The following is a 17152-nucleotide window of genomic DNA, read 5'->3' as shown; positions in this document are numbered from 1 at the left end:
CCGGCGACCCAAAACTTGCCAATGCGCGCAGGCGCGTGCTTTGGGAGGGCCGGCATCGGCTGCTCCGCAGGAGCAGGGCTCCGGGAAAGAGGCCGCATGGGTTTGGTAGCAGGAGGGGTCGCTGACGTCGTCGGAGGCTTCGGCGCGTGGCGCATGTGGTGGATGCTGGCCAAGAACGACGTGATCCGTCGGTATCGCCGCTCGCGCGTCGGCCAGCTGTGGCTGACCCTCAGCATGGCCGTGATGATCTTCGGCATGGGCGGGATCTACGCCTCGCTCTTCGGCACCTCGATGGCCGATTACCTGCCCCATCTCGGCACAGGCCTCGTGCTCTGGGGGTTGATGTCGCAGACCATCAACGAAAGCTGTTCGAGTTTTACCGATAACGACAGCATCATCCGGCAGGTCGCGCTGCCGCGGTTCACCTACCTGTTGCGGACGATGGCCCGGAACCTCTTCATCTTCGCCCATAACCTGATCATTTTGCCGGTCCTGTTCCTCGTCACCGGCACGGTGATCGACTGGCACATCCTGCTGTTCGTTCCCGGCCTGCTGCTCGTGCTCGCCAACCTGGCCTGGATTGGCTACCTCCTGGCCATCCTGTCGGCGCGGTTCCGCGACATTCCGCAGATCGTCGCGAGCGTCGTACAAGTCGCGTTCTTCGTCTCGCCGGTCGTGTTCAAGCCTTCTCAATTGCGGGTCGACCATCCCGTACTCATTTTGAACCCCTTTGCCAGCATGCTGGACGTGATGCGCGAGCCTCTGCTGGGCCATCTGCCGAGCGCAACGTCCTATCTCATCCTGCTCGGCCTGCTGGTCATTGGCTGGCTGATCGCCCTGGCATTCTCGGGCAAATATTCGCACCGCGTCGTGTACTGGCTCTGAGGGCAGGATGGCTCATATCGTCCTCGACAAGGCGAGCGTCGAGCTCGCCGTCTACAATTCGCGCGGCCGTGCCCTGAAGAGCGAGATTCTGCGTCGCACGGTCGGCGGAGGCCTGCAGAACGACCGCGACAGCAGCGTCCAGGTGGTGAAGGCGCTGAACGCGGTCAGCTTCGAAGCGCGCGATGGCGACCGGATCGGTCTCGTCGGCGGCAACGGCGCCGGCAAGACGACGCTCCTGCGGGTGCTCAGCCGGGTCTATCCGCCGACCTCGGGGACCGCCACCATTGAGGGGCGCATCTCGTCCCTGATCGACCTGTCCATGGGCATGGACGGCGATGCCACGGGCTACGACAATATCGAGATGCGCAGCATCATGCTGGGGCTGAGCCACAAGCAGGCCCAAGCGATCGTCCCCGACGTCGAGGAATTCAGCCAACTCGGCGAGTTCCTCTCTCTGCCGATCCGCACCTATTCCAGCGGCATGATGCTGCGGCTCGCCTTCGCGGTCAGCACGGCCGTCCATCCCGACATCCTGATCCTCGACGAAGTGATCGGCGTCGGCGACGCCTCTTTCGCGGAACGCGCCGAGAAACGTCTGCACGGCATGATCCAGAAGGCCAGCATCATGTTCCTCGCCTCCCACGACAACGCCTCGATCAAGCGCTTCTGCAACCGCACGCTCTGGATGAAGGGCGGCACGCTGATGATGGATGGCGCGCCGGACGAGGTGTTGGCGGCGTATGTAACAAATAAAGACTAAGATGATTAAAGTATAATATAACTTTCTATTCTGCGCCGCAGGCTCGCTCTTTTTAATGGCAGTAATTTTTCGTGGAAATCTTAAAAATCTTTACAATAGAAGTTCATTTTCGATTATAAGCGCTTATTTGTTAGGGTGAGTTGTATTGATTTTCGACTGAGGTTGGCATTGATGTGGTATATAGGCCAAAAGCGTCCACCTTTCCAGGCAAGCATTCAATATGCTCTGCTCGTCAGCCTTCATGGTGGGTCTTCGTCATCTTATTTCGGCGGTCTCCGGTATGGGGTCATTCGCACGTCTTCCGATGGTTGGAGTGCTATCTGTACGGGCCTCCATGGTGGGAGCCACTAATATGTTCACCTGTTATGCTCAGAATTTCGAGGACGTTCTGCTGTGGAGGGCGTTGAAGGACGTTCCAAACGGTTTCTATATTGACATAGGTGCTCAGGATCCTCGCGTCGATTCTGTGAGCCGCGGTTTCTACGAAAATGGCTGGCGTGGCTTCAGCATTGAGCCGACGCAAGCCTATGCCGACAAGTTGCGTGCAGACCGCCCGGATGAACGGATCATTCAGGCTGCTGTCGGAACGGGAGATCGAGATATCGTTTTCTTCGAATTTCCCGAGACTGGGTTGAGCACGGCAAATGCGACGGTTGCTGCGGCGCACAAGGCTGAGGGATATGATTGCGTCGAGACGGTCGTTCCGATTCTTTCGCTTGATCGGGTTTTGAAGGATGCCCGTCGCCTCGATGTCCACTGGCTCAAGATCGATGTAGAGGGCCTTGAGGCCAGCGTTTTGGAAAGCTGGAGCGATTGCGACGTCCGGCCCTGGATCGTGGTGATCGAGAGTACAGAGCCTCTGGCCCAAACTCCGACCCATCATCTCTGGGAGCCAGCGCTGCTGGATCGAGGGTACCAGTACGTTTATTTCGACGGACTTAACCGATATTATGTGTCTGAGACACACGCAGATTTAGCTGCGTTCTTCGGGCCCGGTGCGAATGTTTTCGATGGCTTCGAGATCAGCCTCCTCGGCCGTGCTCCTGGTGCCGGTGGACTGCGCGAGGCGTTCCTGAGTGCAAGTTTGGATGCCGAGGGCTCACGAAAGGACCTCGCCCAGGCTTCCGCCGAACGCGACGTTTTGATTGTGGAGCGTGACAGGTTTGCGAAAGCCGAGAGTGAGTTGCTCGCGGAACGCGACACTCTCACCTCCGAGATCCGTGGCCTCGCATCCGAACGCGACGTTCTTTATTCCGAGCGTGACAGGCTCGCATCCGAACGAGACAAGCTTGCTTCCGAGCGCGACAGGCTTTCGCTGGAGCGTGACAGGCTTGCGAATGACCGTGAGGTTCTTGCATCCGAATGCGAGAGGATGGGCCGCCAACTCGACGTGATGGAAAGCCAAAGCATTTCCGCGCAAGGCGTGGAGCGCATGCTGGCCGCCACGCGCGCGAGCACCTCGTGGCGTGTTACGGCTCCCCTGCGTGTCGCCAGGCGTGCGACACGGGGAGACTTCACGTCCTTCAGTCGCTTTGCCGGTCGTCGAAGCGGGATCGTTGGGATGAAGCGAGCAACCCGCTCCGTACTCGCAAGAGGGGCTGCATTTCTCCGCGAACGGCCGGCCCTCAAGCGTGCCGCGATCACCGCCCTTGATCTGGCGCCGCCATTTCGCGACAGATTGTTCCTTGCGCTGCAACGCGAGCGAGCCGAGCTGGTGGTCGTCCAGAAGCAAACCTACACCGATTATGCGTTGTCCGTCGAACCCGGGCGCCTTAACCAATGGCGCACTTTGGCCGACACGCCGCCTTCCGACGGAAAACTCCCATGAAAGTCTGGTTCGACGGTCAATGCCTCCAAACGGCGAGCCGTCTTCGGGGGATCGGCCGCTATGCGCAGGAATTGATCCGCGCATTGTCGGAGCGTGGCGATATCGACCTGTCGATATCCTTCAATGCGGCGATGCCCGACGAGGCACTTGCCGCGCGCGATGTGATCTCTGCATGGATCGCGCCACGAGATATTCATGTGTGGGAGAGCCCGCGCGAAAATGGCGAAGCCATCTCCGGATACACGGATGCGCGAAGGCTCGGGCAAATCGCGCTTTCTCATCACGTGGCATGTCTCGGCGTGGACGTCGCGGTTTCCACGAGCCCGTTTGAGGGGCATGGCGATGCTGCCATGCCCCTTGAGCCCAGTCCACTGCTTGGTTGTCCGCTTGCATCGATCTTTTACGACGCAATCCCATACCGTTACCCAGATCGCTATCTTAGAGATCCAAATTTACGCTCCAGCTATAATCGTAGATTGGAAATTCTCGGACGCTACGATCTCAATTTGTGCATTTCCGAGTACTCGACGCGTGAGGCTACCGCGATCGTAGGGAGAGGCAATCACGTCAATATCAGCGCCGGTGTGTCACCAGACTTTCTTCATCTGCTTGCCATGCCGTTGATGCCAACGCCCCCTGGGCCCTATGTGCTATATGTTGGTGGGCTCGACTGGCGAAAAAATGTCATTGCCATCGTGGAGGCATTTGGCCGTCTTGCGGGCGCATTGCGCGCATCGACGCGTTTGGTCCTAGCGGGCGACCACCCAAGTGAGTTGCTGAAAGACATCGCACGTCGGTGGCAAGAACTTGGATTGCGGCCTGACATGCTCGTTCTGAGCGCGCACGTCTCGGATCTCGAACTCGTTTCGCTGTATAGGGCGGCTGCCGTAGTTGTGCAGCCGTCTTATCTCGAAGGCTTCGGCCTCACGGCCCTTGAAGCAATGCGTTGCGGTGCTCCGGTCATCGTCGCGGATCGGGGGGCTGCACCCGAAGTCGTGCAAGACCGGGAATTGATGTTCGATCCTGACGACCATGATCGTCTTGCCGCCTTGATAGCCCGAATGATTGAGGATTCCTCTTTCGCTGCCGCCGCCGTTGAGGCGGGACGCATCAGGGCTGAGACCTTCACTTGGGACCGGTCGGCGCAACATGCCCACGCTGCCCTCAAGGGCCTCGTAAAGAGCAAGCACGATGCGCCCCCATCGCTGGAAGCACGCCGCCGCGCCGCTCTTGCTGCTATCCGACAGGAGGGTCTGCAGTCGACTAATGTCGCCGAGATCCTCGCACGTGCCGAACCCCTCGACTTTCTGCCCCCCAGGCTCCTCATTGATTGCACTGCAACGCTCCGCAATGATGGTGGTACGGGCATTCAGCGTGTCACTCGGGAAATCAGCCGCCGGATGAGCGCAACCGCCGATGCCACGATTCTATTTGGAGACGATCAGATTTCTCTACAGCCGGTCTCGTGGCTAGGGAGCAGGCCAATTAGGCCGATCGAACCGACCGGTGATCGGGCGTACTTTATCAGGCCCAACGATACCGTTTTCATGCTGGACAGCTCATGGGAGTTCCATGAGTCGCATCTGCTCCAGCTCATGTCGGCCCGTTTGCGGGGAACGCGTGTCATTTCGATGATGCACGACCTTGTTCCGATGCTAACGCCGGCCTTCTGCAACGAAATTATCCCGCCAATATTTAAAAAATGGCTTGCTTCTGCGCTTGCGTATTCAACAGGATTTATTTGCAACTCCCGTACGACAGCTGAAGAATTGCTCGCTCTTCTGCAGGCGTTGAATTTTCCTCGGCCAATGAAGATCGGTTATTTTCTGCTTGGGGCCGATCTCAAGGATGTGACTCGCCCGGCCCGGTCCCGGCCGCCAAGCCAAGGTTACCGCTTCCTAATGGTGGGCACGATCGAGCCGCGGAAAGGCTATGATGTCGCCTTGGCTGGATTTGAGGCGTTGTGGACGGACAGCGTCGATGCTGAACTGACGATCATCGGACGGGCCGGATGGAGTACCGAGCGGCTCATGGAGCGCATTAGAAGCCATCCCGAGTATGGGCGGCGCCTTCATCTGCTCCAGGGCATTCCGGACGAGGATTTGATTCAGGCGTATGCCGACACCGACGCGCTGATCGCGTCGTCGTACACCGAAGGTTTCGGATTACCGGTCGTAGAGGCTCGGCATTTCGGTAAGCCGGTGATCGTCAGCGACATTCCCGTCTTTCGCGAAGTGACGGAAGGCGCAGAGAACGTCCTCTTTTTTGCTCCCGGTGACTCCTCGTTGCTCGCGGATGCCGTTCGTCGGTTCATCGGTGGCGAGGGGCGCGGTCCGGTTGAAGACAATACAGGCTTTGCATGGCCGGATTGGGATGAGTCGGCGCGTCTAGCCTTGCGGGTCGTGCGGGATGGTGAATGGCAAATGGAGTATCGTCCCAAGGACGAACACCCCTATGCATCCGCATACGATATCGGCGAAACTCGGATGCTCCGGCTGCTTGGACCGGGTGAGCGGGACCATAGCCTCAATGTGTTATCCATCGAGATACTGGACGATGGCACCGCCCGACTTCGGGTACGTGTGACCAATCTGTCAGAGACCGTGTGGTCGAGTAATCTCGAAGACGGTGAGAGGCTCGGTTTCGCTCTTACGGCTCGCTCTCTTTCCGTCCTCGGAGCACCGATAGGCGTACCGACATGTACGGCGATTCCGCTGATCCTGCCCGCCGGCCAAAGCATCATTCTCACCGTCACTGTCCCATCAGGTTGCGCCTCAGTGGAACTGGAGGCGGGTCAGGACGGCAAGGGCTGGGGCAATGTCCTGCGCGTTCCGATCTTGTGAAGACGCTTCTGCGCCGGACCGCTCGCGGCTAAATTGTGTTGGTGCGGCCCGCTCGGTAATCTGGGGACCGGCGAAGACGGTCTGAGCTAGGACTTTGGGGCGCTTCGCCTAGAACGATCCTTCGGTGCGTCGTCGTGTGACGAATGTGAAAGATCGCGGAAGGAGCGCAGCCGGCGATTCGATGCTAGTGCGCCTCGAGGAAGAAATGTTCGCCGATGCCATTGACCTCTAGCGGCCTCCTGGTGGTCGTCATCACGCCTCAGAGAAGGGAGGATCTGTCCAGAATTCTCGCGACGATTGATGCGCCGCACGGGCAGATTCTAGTTCTCGAAGGGCCGGCCAGCGACGACATAGCCCGGCTTTGCCGCACGCTCGATATCGAATGTGCTTCTGTCGAGGCGGATCTGTCCTTCAAGGAGCTATGGGATCTCACGCATCGGGTCGCACGATCGAGGTCCGCAACCTTCCTTCTTCTCATTGACGGTAACGCAGAGGGAGCGCCCTCTCTGGTGACCGTCCTTCTCTCAGAGATGCAGGCAGATCCGGGCTTGGCGATCGTGTCGCCCGCCCTTGTCATCACCGACCGAAACGGCAGCAGGATCGAGGCGCAGCGCTCGGGTTGGGATCTTCGCCACGGCCGCTTAGGTCCCGACCCTGATGTCGTCGACCCCGCCCCGAATCGTTTGGAGGCAGATTACTGCCTCCTTACCTGCGCTCTCCTGCGCATGTCCGCTCTCGATAACCTCGACGTCACCGTTCTGCAGCAGGATCTCGTCGGATTCAGTGCCGGGCTGGGCCTTCGATTGCGCGATGCAGGGTATGCCTGCGCTTCCCTACCAAGGATCAGCATCACCCTCACGAGGCCTGAAACAATTTCAAATCCCACCGCCGGGCTCGACGATATACGATCTCTATCGACGCATGGCGTGCGCCTAAACAGTCCTCATCCAAACGACACCAGTTCCTGGGGACGCGTGAAGCGCAATCTTCGCGAGGAACTCGATCGTTGCGGTATCCTCGACATCCGTGCGCCGCGGTTGTCCTTCGCCCACCCTGGCCTGCGTCCCTTCGATTATTTATATTCTGTGTGGGAGACGGACAGGTTGCCGTCCAGCTGGGCTGGATTCGAAGAGCGTTACAGGGCGGTCTTCGTCGCCTCCGCCTGGAATGCCGAGGTCTTTCGCTCCGCCGGCTTCAGTAACGTCCGGCACGTTCCTCTCGGTGTTGATACGGACGTGTTTCATCCCTGGGGCACCTCTCATCGTGCCTACGACGAGACGACCTTCTTATGGTTTGCTCACAATCAGCACCGCAAGGGGCTTGATGTATGTCTTGAAGCTTGGCGGCTGTTTCGGATTGAGCGCCCATTGACCCGTTTAATTGTGATGGGAACGGCCCTGAAAGGAGCCTTCACCGGGAGTTCCGCGGCAGCGATTCGTCGTGGCCCTTTTGCCATCTCTGAGCGGCCGCAAGATGGGATCAGTGTATGGGAAATCGTCGGCTCGCTGAGCGATGGTGACATCGCAGCAATCTACCGTGGTGTCGACGTGGTGCTATCGACCGCCCGGAGTGAAGGATTCGGCTTTGTAACTGCCGAGTCCCTGGCATGCGGCACACCGTCGATTTTTGCCGATTACGGCGCTTCGAGGGAGTTCGCCTATCCGGGTGCACTCTTCTATGGAGGACGACAGGCACTGGCCGATTACTCCGATATGGGGTTCTCCGATGTTGGGCATTGGTGGGAGCCGAATGTGGGAGACCTCGTCGCGCGCATGCGCGAGGCCTACGATCTCGGCGATCGACGCCGGAGAGAAGTTGGATTGGCTGGAATGCGCCTGATTCGTCGCCGTTTTACATGGCGAAATACGGCATTGGCACTGCGCAGAGGTCTTGCGGATGTCGAGACGAACGAAGGCGCCGGGAGATTTCATTGGGCGAAGCCCGATGGAGGTAGACGTCGCCCAGAAACGCCAGTGACGCTGCTCGAAGATGCAGGGCGCGAGGCATGGTTCGGCGCCGCCAACAGGGTCACCATCGCAACCCGATCCTTCCGGACGACATGGTCCGCTTACGGCCTAGCGGCGGCGGTGCGAGTCCTTGCCCGACAACTGACTACGTTTCTCCAGAAACGCATTCGAAAGTTATGACAGATTGCTAAAACGACCTGTTATGGTCGTCTTCCACCCTTATGGCCGGCGCGCAATCTCGTCTCGCCAGTAGGACAAGACGTCCGACAGAGTTTTCCGAAGCGGAATCGTCGGTGACCATCCCAGTAAATGAAGTGCTGCCGAGGGGTCGCCTACCGACCGGGCGATCTCTAAGGGCCGCATCCGTGCCGGATCCTGCTCAACCACAATTTCCGCAGGGCTCAGCGATACGAGAATCTTGAGAATCTCCGAGATCTTTATTCCCACTCCGCTCGCGAGGTTGATGGCCCGGCCCTGAAGTGTAGAATCCTCAACCTTAGCCGCCATAACGTAGGCCCTCACCACGTCTCTCACATCGAGGAAGTCCCGTTCCGCGAGCAGGTTACCAACCTTCATGACCGGCTGTTGCAGGCCCTGCTCTATACGGGCGATCTGTCGCGCAAAGGACGAAACCACGTAAGCATCTGTCTGACCGGGGCCTGTGTGGTTGAAGGGCCGCATGCGCACGACATCGAGCCCCTCCCCACTGAGTTGCCCTAACAGGATATCGGCCGATGCCTTTGTGACACCGTAGGCGGAAGTCGGCTCCAGCGGCGCGTCCTCGCAGATCGCGGTGACGGAGCGGTTGAAGCTGCGTCCATAGACCTCCGAGCTTCCTGCAAAAACGAGACGGGTCTGCGGAGAGTGCGTGAGAATGGCCTGGGCGAGGTTCAAGGTTCCAAGAAGGTTGACGTCAAACGCCGTCCGGATGTCGTCTTTCGCTCTCGCTGGGGCGGCGATTGCCGCAAGATGCACGATTGCGTGCGGTTTTAGTCGTGCAACCGCATCATTGACCTGAGCTACATCCCGCATGTCGCCATGGCCGCCCTCAAAGAAGCTGACCCCGCAAGCGGCGTCAGCCTCATCGAGTTGGCGCATCATCCACTGTCCGACGAAGCCGGATGATCCTGTTACGGCAACGATCCGCGTCATTGAGCCGGGCGCTCCGGCCAGCAATCAGTCCGGAGACCGAAATTCATGTCCCGCGTGAACGAAACTTGAGAACGCATGATAATCTCAGCGCCGTACGCGTGCCAAATCGGCATCGACCATCTCCACGATCATCTCTTCCAATGTCGTTTTCGCCTTCCATCCGAGCTTGGCCTGAGCCTTTGCAGGCTGGCCGAGGAGGATGTCGACTTCGGCTGGCCGATAGAGCGCCGGATCGATGACGAGATAATCGTTCATGGAAAGGCCAGCATGCTCGAAGGCGATCCGGCACATGTCACGGACCGTCACCGTCCGGCCTGTGGCGACGACGTAGTCATCGGCGACGTCCTGTTGCAGCATCAGCCACATGGCTTCGACATAGTCGCGCGAATGACCCCAATCGCGCCGGGCATCGATGTTTCCGAGCCGGAGCTCGTTCTGGAGGCCGAGTTTGATACGCGCGACGCCGTCGGTGACCTTGCGGGTGACGAATTCGATGCCCCGCAGGGGTGATTCGTGGTTGAACAGGATGCCGCTCGACGCATGGAGACCGAAGCTCTCGCGATAGTTCACCGTGATCCAATGACCGTAGAGCTTGGCCACGGCATAGGGTGAGCGGGGATAGAACGGCGTCGTCTCCGACTGCATCTCCTGCTGGACGAGGCCATACATCTCGGAGGACGAGGCTTGGTAGAAACGGGCGTCCGGGCATTGCAGGCGGCAGGCTTCGAGCACGTTTCCGACACCGAGGCCGGTGACGGCCCCCGTCAGGAGGGGCTGCTGCCACGACGACTTCACGAACGACTGCGCGGCCAGATTATAAATCTCGTCCGGTCGAACCTCCTGCACCGTCCGCAGGATCGCCGAGAGATCGAGCAGGTCGCCGTCGATGAGTCGGATGTCCTTCTCGATGCCGAGCCATTTCAAGCGTACATCGTTCACCTCCGCCGTGCTGGAGCGGCGGACGAGCCCCGAGACCTCGTACCCCTTGTCCAGAAGGAGTTTGGACAGGTACGCACCGTCCTGACCGGTGATGCCGGTAATGAGGGCCTTCTTCGCCATAATCTTGCAGATCCCAGAACGGCGCGGTCACAAACCGCCGCGGGTGAATGAGGCATCGAACGTCAGAAGGATTTACGAGGTTGGTGCGTGCAACGCAATTGCCTGTTACGGAGCATTGTTTCAAGAGTTCACTACGCTTTAAATCTCATGGCGCATGATTCTAATTAGATAAATTCAGTAATGATAAATATAAAACGTGGTTTGTAGTAAAGATTTAGCCAAATTCTGGTATGCCGGGTTTTTTTATCAAGGTTTCCCGAGCACGCTCTCTCGCGTTTCGAGCTTGCCGCGGGCCCCGTCGATCAGGCCGTGCCAGAGAGCATTCCGTGTCTCCCTCGAGAAGCGGTTATGGACGAGGTATGCGACGACGCGCAGGGGGAGGGCCAACAGTGTCTTGGCTTTGTGGGCGAGCGGCACGTGCGCCATGCGGAGCATCGCCAATTGGTTGCGCAGGAAGGTGTAGAGCCGCCGCGGCGGCTGGTCGGTGAGTAAGAGGCCGAAAGGGAGCCGGATCAGGCCGCGCCCGAGTTCATGCGCCATCAGGACATCGTCCGCCATCCAGATCGAGTAGCCGAGGTGATTGGCGCGCATGCACCACTCGATGTCGATGGCGTCGATGAAGAAATCCGCGCGGAAGGGGCCGATCGGCAGCGCTGCCTCGCAATCCACGAGGGAGCCCGAGGAGATGACGAACTGCACACGCGTGACATGCGCCTCGTCATTGTCGCTCGCCTCAACCGGGGGCGCCCTCAGAGGCTTGCCGGACCAATCCGTCGGTCGCGGGCCAACGATGGCGGGGCGTTCGCCCGCTGCATACAGATGTCCATGAAGTGCTGCGAGCCGTGGGATCGTGCCCTCTTCTGGCAGGCTATCCTGATCGAGAAGGAACAGGAAATTGGCGCCCTGCTGGCGGGTATGATCCAGAAGCGCGTTATAGGCGGCACCGAGGCCGAGATTGCTGCCGGGGCGCATCACGGACAGATCCGTCCCGTGTGCCGCCGCGCGGAGGGTTGCCTCGTCCTGCTGGGAGAATGCGGAATTCGCATAGATCACGATTTCCCGTACGTCGGGCGCCAGCACGCCGACGAGACGGAGAAGGTTCGCTTGGTCGGGATGATAAATGACGATCCCGGCTATCGTCTGCGTTTGCGCGGACAAGGTGGCTTCCCGTTGCGGCACGTAGAGGCGGGACTGCCATTCCGGTGAGCGCCGCGCAAGCTGCGGACGTCGCGTCGCGGGAAACGGTTCGTCCGGGCGAATGACGGAACCTGCCGCGAGCGAGCCCGTTATGGTTCAGCTAAGAGACTCTCCCTTCACCCGCCCGGCTCACGCCGCGGCGGGTTTTTCGTCGCAGGGTGACGGCGCAATCGATCCTCACCGCCGCTGCCGCGTTTCCCAGGTTCCAGCAACATCCGGAATGGGACACGAACCATGAGCGACGGCGCCACCGCAAGCGACAGCCCTTTCATCAAGGGGCGGAACGCCCGCCTCTACGGCAGGACACGCGAAAGCTGCCCCTATTCCGAGGGAAGCGACGATCACGCGGCTTGGATGCAGGCCTTCGACGAAGCCCCCGGCGGCGAAACCGAGACCGAAGCGGGAACCATCGATCCGCAGAACCCGACCTGACCGCTCGCCGTCCGGCCGGAAATGTCCGGCCGGCCTTCCCGTTTCGCTGTCGTCGTGCCCAGGTCTCGACGGGACAGCGATCGTGCGGTCTCGACCCTCCAAGCGCCGGAGTTCCGCATGAACGGACGAAGCCCGAAGGGCGGGTACGGCACCCGCGCCCTCTCTCGGCACATCCTGCCCGCTGCGGGAACGATGATCGGGGTCTGCACGACGCTGGTGGGATTGGTGAAGATCGCCGAGGCCCGGATCGGCCCGAGCCATGTGGACGAGGCCGTTTCGCTGACGGCGATCCTGTTTCTCGCCAGTGCGGCGGCTTCGTATCTCTCGATGCGCCTCGACGATGGCCGTCCCTTCGCTCTCCGGTTGGAGCGGATCGCCGATATCTGCTTCGTCATCGGCCTCATCGGCCTGTCCACGATCACGCTCCTCTTCGCCTACGAGTCGATCTGAGCCGACGCGAACCGTCTCTCCGCCGGAGGATGACCGCCAATGTTCGACGGGGACCACTGGCCGCGGATCGAGGCGTCGCCCGCTGCTTCAGAGCCGACGCCGCGGCCGGCCGCGGCGTCGGAGTTGAGCTCCACCCTTTTTATGAGGCCACGAGGGATCTGAGGGCGTCGGAGAGGTCGGACAGGCTGAGCTGGCCCTTCTGCAGCACTCGGTCGGCCTGGCCGGCGAGACGCCGACGGTCGTCGGCGGTGACGTCCTTGGCGGTCAGCACCACGACGGGGATGTCGCGCCATTCCGGTTTCGCCCGCAGCGCGCGCAGGAAGCCGAACCCGTCCATCTCCGGCATCATCAGGTCGAGAAGGATCAGGCAGGGTTTCTTCACGGCCACCGCTTCCAGCCCGGCCCGGCCATGCTCGGCCGAGGCCACGCGCCAGCCCTCGCGGGTGAGCATCGCGGTCATCCGCTCGCGCACGTCGGCATCGTCATCGACGACGAGCACCGGCCCATCGGACGCCCCTGCCTTGAAACGCTCCATCGCCTCCTTCAGGTGCCCCCATTCGATGGGCTTGTGCAGGTAGTCGGTGGCGCCGAGGGAGAAGGCGAGGCTCTGCTCGTCGAGAACCGTCACCATGATCACCGGCGTCGCCCCGAGATCGGGGTCGGCGCGCAGGGCCCGCAGCACCGACCAGCCGTCCATGCGCGGCATGGTCACGTCGAGGAGGATCACGCGGGGCCGCAGGCTGCGCGCGAGCTCCAGCCCCTCGCGGCCGTCGGCCGCGCTCGCGACCCGGAAGCCCTCCTTCTCGAGGAAGCGGGTGAGCAGGTCCCGCGTGGCGGGGTCGTCGTCGATGATCAGGACCCGGTCGCCGGTCTTCGGCGTGGCTGCCGGCTGCGCCGGGGAACCGTCGGGGGCCTCTTCCCGAGCCTCGGTGGCGGTCTCCCGGTATTGTGCGGGGATCCGGATGGTGAAGGTGGTTCCCTCCCCTTCCCGGCTCGCCACGTCGATCTGTCCGCCGAGCATGGTGGCGAAGGCCCGCGTGATGGCAAGGCCGAGGCCGGTCCCGCCGAAGCGGCGCGTCGTCGAGGCATCCGCCTGGGTGAAGCGCTCGAACAGCTTGGCTTGCTGCTCCGGGCTCATGCCGATGCCGGTATCCGTCACACGGAAGACCAGTGAGGTGGACCCGGCGATGCCTTCCTGCACGGCCGAGAGGGTGATCTGCCCGTTCTCGGTGAATTTCGCCGCGTTGCTGAGAAGGTTGATCAAGCACTGGCGCAGCTTGGTCTGGTCGGTATGGGCGATGCCGAGATCGTCCGCGAGATCGAGGACGAGGGTATTGCCCTTCTTGGCCACGAGGGCGTCCACGGTGGAGGCCACTTCCCGCACCATCTCGCCCACGGGAAAGGCCTCGGCATAGATCTCCATCCGCTCGGCTTCGATCTTCGAGAGGTCGAGGACGTCGTTGATCAGGCCGAGGAGATGACGGGCATTCGACTCGATCTTGCGCATGTCTGCGAGCAGGCTCTCCTGGCCAAGATCCTCCATCTCCTCCTGCAGCATCTCGGAATAGCCGATCACCGCCGAGAGCGGCGTGCGCAGCTCGTGGCTCATATTGGCCAGGAACTGGCTTTTCGCGCGGTTGGCTTCCTCCGCCGCTTCCTTGGCGGCTTCCAGCGCCTGCTCGGCCTCCTTGCGCGCGGTGATGTCGGTATGGGCGCCGACCCATTCGCGGACCGTCCCCGCCTCGTCGAGGATGGGGACGCCGCGCACGGCCATGTAGCGCCACACGCCGTCATGGCGGCGCAGGCGGTGCTCGATCTCGTAGAGGGTGACGTGGGTGACCGCATGATCCCAGGCGAGTTGCGTCTTCTCGCGGTCGTCGGGGTGGATCGCCGCGAGGAAGCCGTGGCCGGCGGCCTCCTTCGGCGTCTGGCCGGTGAAGCGGGTCCATTCGGACGGCGCGACCGTGAAGCCGCCATCCGGCGGAGTCGCCCAGACGATGGAGGAGGTAGCCTCGGTGAGAGAGCGGAAGCGCTGCTCGCTCTGGCGCGTGCGCTCCTCGGTGAGCTTGCGCAGGGTCTCGTCGGTGACGACGAAACCGACGCCGTCCACCGTCCCGTCGGAGAGGCCCGCCGCGCCTGGCAGCGGATAGACGCTGATCTGGAGATGGCGGACGCCGCCCGGCGCACTCGGGGTCGGCACCGCGACGTCGATATCGGGCGTGATCAGGCCGTTGTCGCGCGCCGCCTCGAATTTCGGACGGAGCAAGTCTTCGAGTTCCGGGAGGGCGGCCCAGATCGGTCCGCCGAGGGACGCCTGGAATCCGCGCGCGTTCATCGTTTCCAGGGCGCGGTTCATATGGCGGATCGACAGGGTGTGGTCGAGGAAGCCGAGGCCCACGGGAGCGTTGGCGAGGACTCCGTCGAGCAAAGCCGTCATGCGCTGGCTGTCACGGCGGCGCAGCAGGGCGATGCGGCCGAGGAGCGCCATCGCAGCCAGGGCCGAGGCCGCGCAGACGAGGGACAGGATCAGCCCGCGCCAGAATTCCGTCGTCTCGGAGCGGGCGAGGCTGTCGCGGGCATGGTCCTGGCCGACCCGGGTGGCTTCGCGGATGCCGTCCATCATGCGCTTGCCCTCCCCGGTCCGGACGAGGGTCACGGCCGCTTCGAAGCCGCTGGCATCCCGCGCTTCCACCACCCGGCGGGCGAAATCCCGTTCACCCGTGATGAGGGTCCGCAATTCCTGGCGCCGGGCGGTTCCGGGGTCGGCGGATTCCGATTCCAGCCGGTCGAGCTCGCCGATCTGTCCGTCGAGGGTCTCAAGCGCCCGTTTGTAGGGCGTGAGGTAGTTCGGCAACCCGGTCAGGGTGTAGCCGCGCATACCCGTCTCGAGGTCCTTCATGGTCGAGAGCAGGCGCTCGTTCAGCGTGATGATGTCGTGCTGGCGGGTGGCCTCCGTTCGGCTGCGCTCGGCGAACACGTAGTTGGCGAGGCCCGCGATGAGGGCGACCGCGAACAGGGCGAAGGCGACGGGTGAGCCGGGGATCCCCTTCAGGGCGGTGGGAACCGTCTTGGGGCTGCGCCAGCGCCAGAGGCGACGGGAGGAGGTCGGGGTGCTCATCGGGGCGGCTCGCGGTGATGTCGATGACAGATCGGTGGTGTGCGGGGGACGGCGCGTCCGGCGAATGCCTATCGTCGCAGCCGGTTGCCCAGCACGAAGCCGAACAGGCCCATCAGGATGATCCCGGCGGCGCCTTCGATCCCGACGAGGAGGTTGGTGAACCTCCCGACCGGCTTGACGCCGATCTCGGGAGGGTTCGCCGTCATCATGTTGAGGGCGCTGTAGCTGAGGAGGTCGAGGGGATTGTACGTCGCGCTCCCGCTGCCGCCCTCGGGAATCAGCCCGCCGGCAATGCCGAACAGGGCGCCGAAGACGAAGATCAGGATCACGAAGGCACGGGCGATGCGCGACAGGCTCTCCCCGTAATCGCACAGCCATTCCACGAACCGGTCGGCGACCCAGCGATATCCCGATTGCAGGACGGGCTTCCAGGTTTGGGGCGCCCGGGTCCGTCGGGCCCAGGCCGCCCGCGCCTCGGCGCCGGCATGGAGCCGGCCCATGCGCCGGCCGCGCTTGTAGGCCCAGCTCGCCTCGTCATGGCTGCCGATGCTCTTCATGTTGTGCTCGATGGCGAGATAGCTCGCCTGCGCGGCCTCGTATTCGCCCGCGATCTCCTCACCGACCGCGCCGCCGAGCTGGTCCACCCGGAAGCGGACACCGGTAAGGAGCGCACCCGAGAACCGTGCATGATTCAGGCGGCACGACATCAGGTTGAGGCGCACGAGGTTGGTGTCGGACAGATCGGCCCCCGACAGGTCGGCCCCGTCGAGGGCGACGCCGGCGAGGCTGGCGCCGCGCAGGCGCGAGCCGGTGAGACGCGCCTTCTTGAGGCTCGCCCCGTCGAAATTGGCGAAGGTCAGGTTCATGTCGGAGAGGTTCGCCTCATCGAGGCGGCCGCCATCGAACCGGCTGTAATCGGCATCCGCTCCGGTGAAGTCGGCTCCCCAGAGATCGGCGCGGGCGAAGGTCGCGCCGTCCAGCAGAGCACGCTGCATCCGGGCGAAGCGCATCGTCGCGCCCGTGAAGTTGGCGTCCTCCAGCATGGCGTCGGAGAAATGCGCTTCGCCGCCGACGATGCCGGTGAAATCCGCGCCGCTGCAATCGGCCTCGCTGAAATTCGCTTCCTCCAGGATCGCGCCTTCGAACCGGGCCGAGCGCGCTAGCGCCCCGACGAGGGAGGCGCCGGACAGGTTGGCGCCGGACAGGTCGGCCTCGACGAGATCGGCTCCGTCGAGATGCGCGCGGCACAGGCCGAGGCCGCGATGCCTGCCGTCCCACCATGGGGGAGCCGCCTCGCCGGGCGGAATGCGCGCCAGCAGCTCCTCGCGCCCGGCCCGGAGGCCGGACAAGGCGAGCCGGTCCTCATCCGCGCGGAAAGGACGCCCATCCGCCTCCGTGATACCGGCCAGAAGCCCATCGGTGGCGGCATGAGAATGGGCGGGGTCGCGAGCGGTCATGGCC

12 protein-coding genes are annotated in these 17152 nt (G+C 62.3%); 7 read left to right on the top strand and 5 right to left on the bottom strand.

Annotated elements, in window-relative coordinates; all coding sequences use genetic code 11:
- The first annotated feature begins 21 nt into the window (after positions 1-21).
- The 5 genes from ACYQOP_RS17385 (at position 22) to ACYQOP_RS17365 (ending at position 8463) form a co-directional block, all read left to right on the top strand.
- Positions 22-885, top strand: coding sequence for an ABC transporter permease (locus tag ACYQOP_RS17385; RefSeq protein ID WP_419952600.1), 864 nt, complete (start codon positions 22-24; stop codon positions 883-885).
- 7 nt (positions 886-892) lie between these two features.
- Positions 893-1645, top strand: a complete 753-nt coding sequence (locus ACYQOP_RS17380) for an ABC transporter ATP-binding protein (RefSeq protein ID WP_461223244.1) — start codon at positions 893-895, stop codon at positions 1643-1645.
- A 352-nt stretch (positions 1646-1997) separates the two neighbouring features.
- Complete coding sequence (locus ACYQOP_RS17375) at positions 1998-3473, top strand: FkbM family methyltransferase (protein WP_461223242.1); 1476 nt, start codon at positions 1998-2000, stop codon at positions 3471-3473.
- Positions 3470-6316: a glycosyltransferase family 4 protein gene (locus ACYQOP_RS17370; protein ID WP_461223240.1), complete on the top strand. Its 2847-nt coding sequence runs from the start codon at positions 3470-3472 to the stop codon at positions 6314-6316. Before ACYQOP_RS17375 ends, ACYQOP_RS17370 begins: the two co-directional genes overlap by 4 nt.
- A 242-nt stretch (positions 6317-6558) precedes the next feature.
- Positions 6559-8463, top strand: coding sequence for a glycosyltransferase family 4 protein (locus ACYQOP_RS17365; RefSeq protein WP_461223239.1), 1905 nt, complete (start codon positions 6559-6561; stop codon positions 8461-8463).
- A 39-nt stretch (positions 8464-8502) separates the two neighbouring features.
- On the opposite strand, the gene ACYQOP_RS17360 is transcribed toward ACYQOP_RS17365, so the two are convergent.
- From ACYQOP_RS17360 to ACYQOP_RS17350, 3 genes are all read right to left on the bottom strand, one after another.
- Complete coding sequence (locus ACYQOP_RS17360) at positions 8503-9435, bottom strand: GDP-mannose 4,6-dehydratase (protein WP_461223237.1); 933 nt, start codon at positions 9433-9435, stop codon at positions 8503-8505.
- Positions 9436-9519: 84 nt separating this feature from the next.
- A complete protein-coding gene (locus ACYQOP_RS17355; protein WP_461223235.1) occupies positions 9520-10494 on the bottom strand; it encodes a GDP-mannose 4,6-dehydratase in 975 nt (324 codons plus the stop codon).
- Positions 10495-10740: 246 nt separating this feature from the next.
- Positions 10741-11652, bottom strand: a complete 912-nt coding sequence (locus tag ACYQOP_RS17350; protein WP_461223234.1) for a glycosyltransferase — start codon at positions 11650-11652, stop codon at positions 10741-10743.
- 273 nt (positions 11653-11925) lie between these two features.
- On the opposite strand from ACYQOP_RS17350, the gene ACYQOP_RS17345 reads away from it, so the two are divergent.
- Positions 11926-12123, top strand: a complete 198-nt coding sequence (locus ACYQOP_RS17345; RefSeq protein WP_056427242.1) for a hypothetical protein — start codon at positions 11926-11928, stop codon at positions 12121-12123.
- Between the two features lie 117 nt (positions 12124-12240).
- Positions 12241-12573: a hypothetical protein gene (locus ACYQOP_RS17340; RefSeq protein ID WP_056427239.1), complete on the top strand. Its 333-nt coding sequence runs from the start codon at positions 12241-12243 to the stop codon at positions 12571-12573.
- A 139-nt stretch (positions 12574-12712) separates the two neighbouring features.
- Here ACYQOP_RS17340 and ACYQOP_RS17335 read toward each other — a convergent pair whose 3' ends face one another.
- Both ACYQOP_RS17335 and ACYQOP_RS17330 read right to left on the bottom strand, forming a co-directional pair.
- Positions 12713-15691 carry a response regulator gene (locus tag ACYQOP_RS17335; RefSeq protein ID WP_461223232.1) on the bottom strand — a complete coding sequence of 993 codons (2979 nt, stop codon included), beginning with the start codon at positions 15689-15691 and terminating at the stop codon, positions 12713-12715.
- 68 nt (positions 15692-15759) lie between these two features.
- The gene (locus ACYQOP_RS17330) at positions 15760-17148 is read right to left on the bottom strand and encodes a pentapeptide repeat-containing protein (protein WP_461223230.1); all 1389 of its coding nucleotides are present in this window, start codon (positions 17146-17148) and stop codon (positions 15760-15762) included.
- Between the last annotated feature and the right edge of the window lie 4 nt (positions 17149-17152).

The organism is Methylobacterium sp. CM6247 (assembly GCF_054817925.1).
Note: the sequence above shows the minus strand (reverse complement) of the source record. Positions and strands in the feature narration are given on the sequence as shown.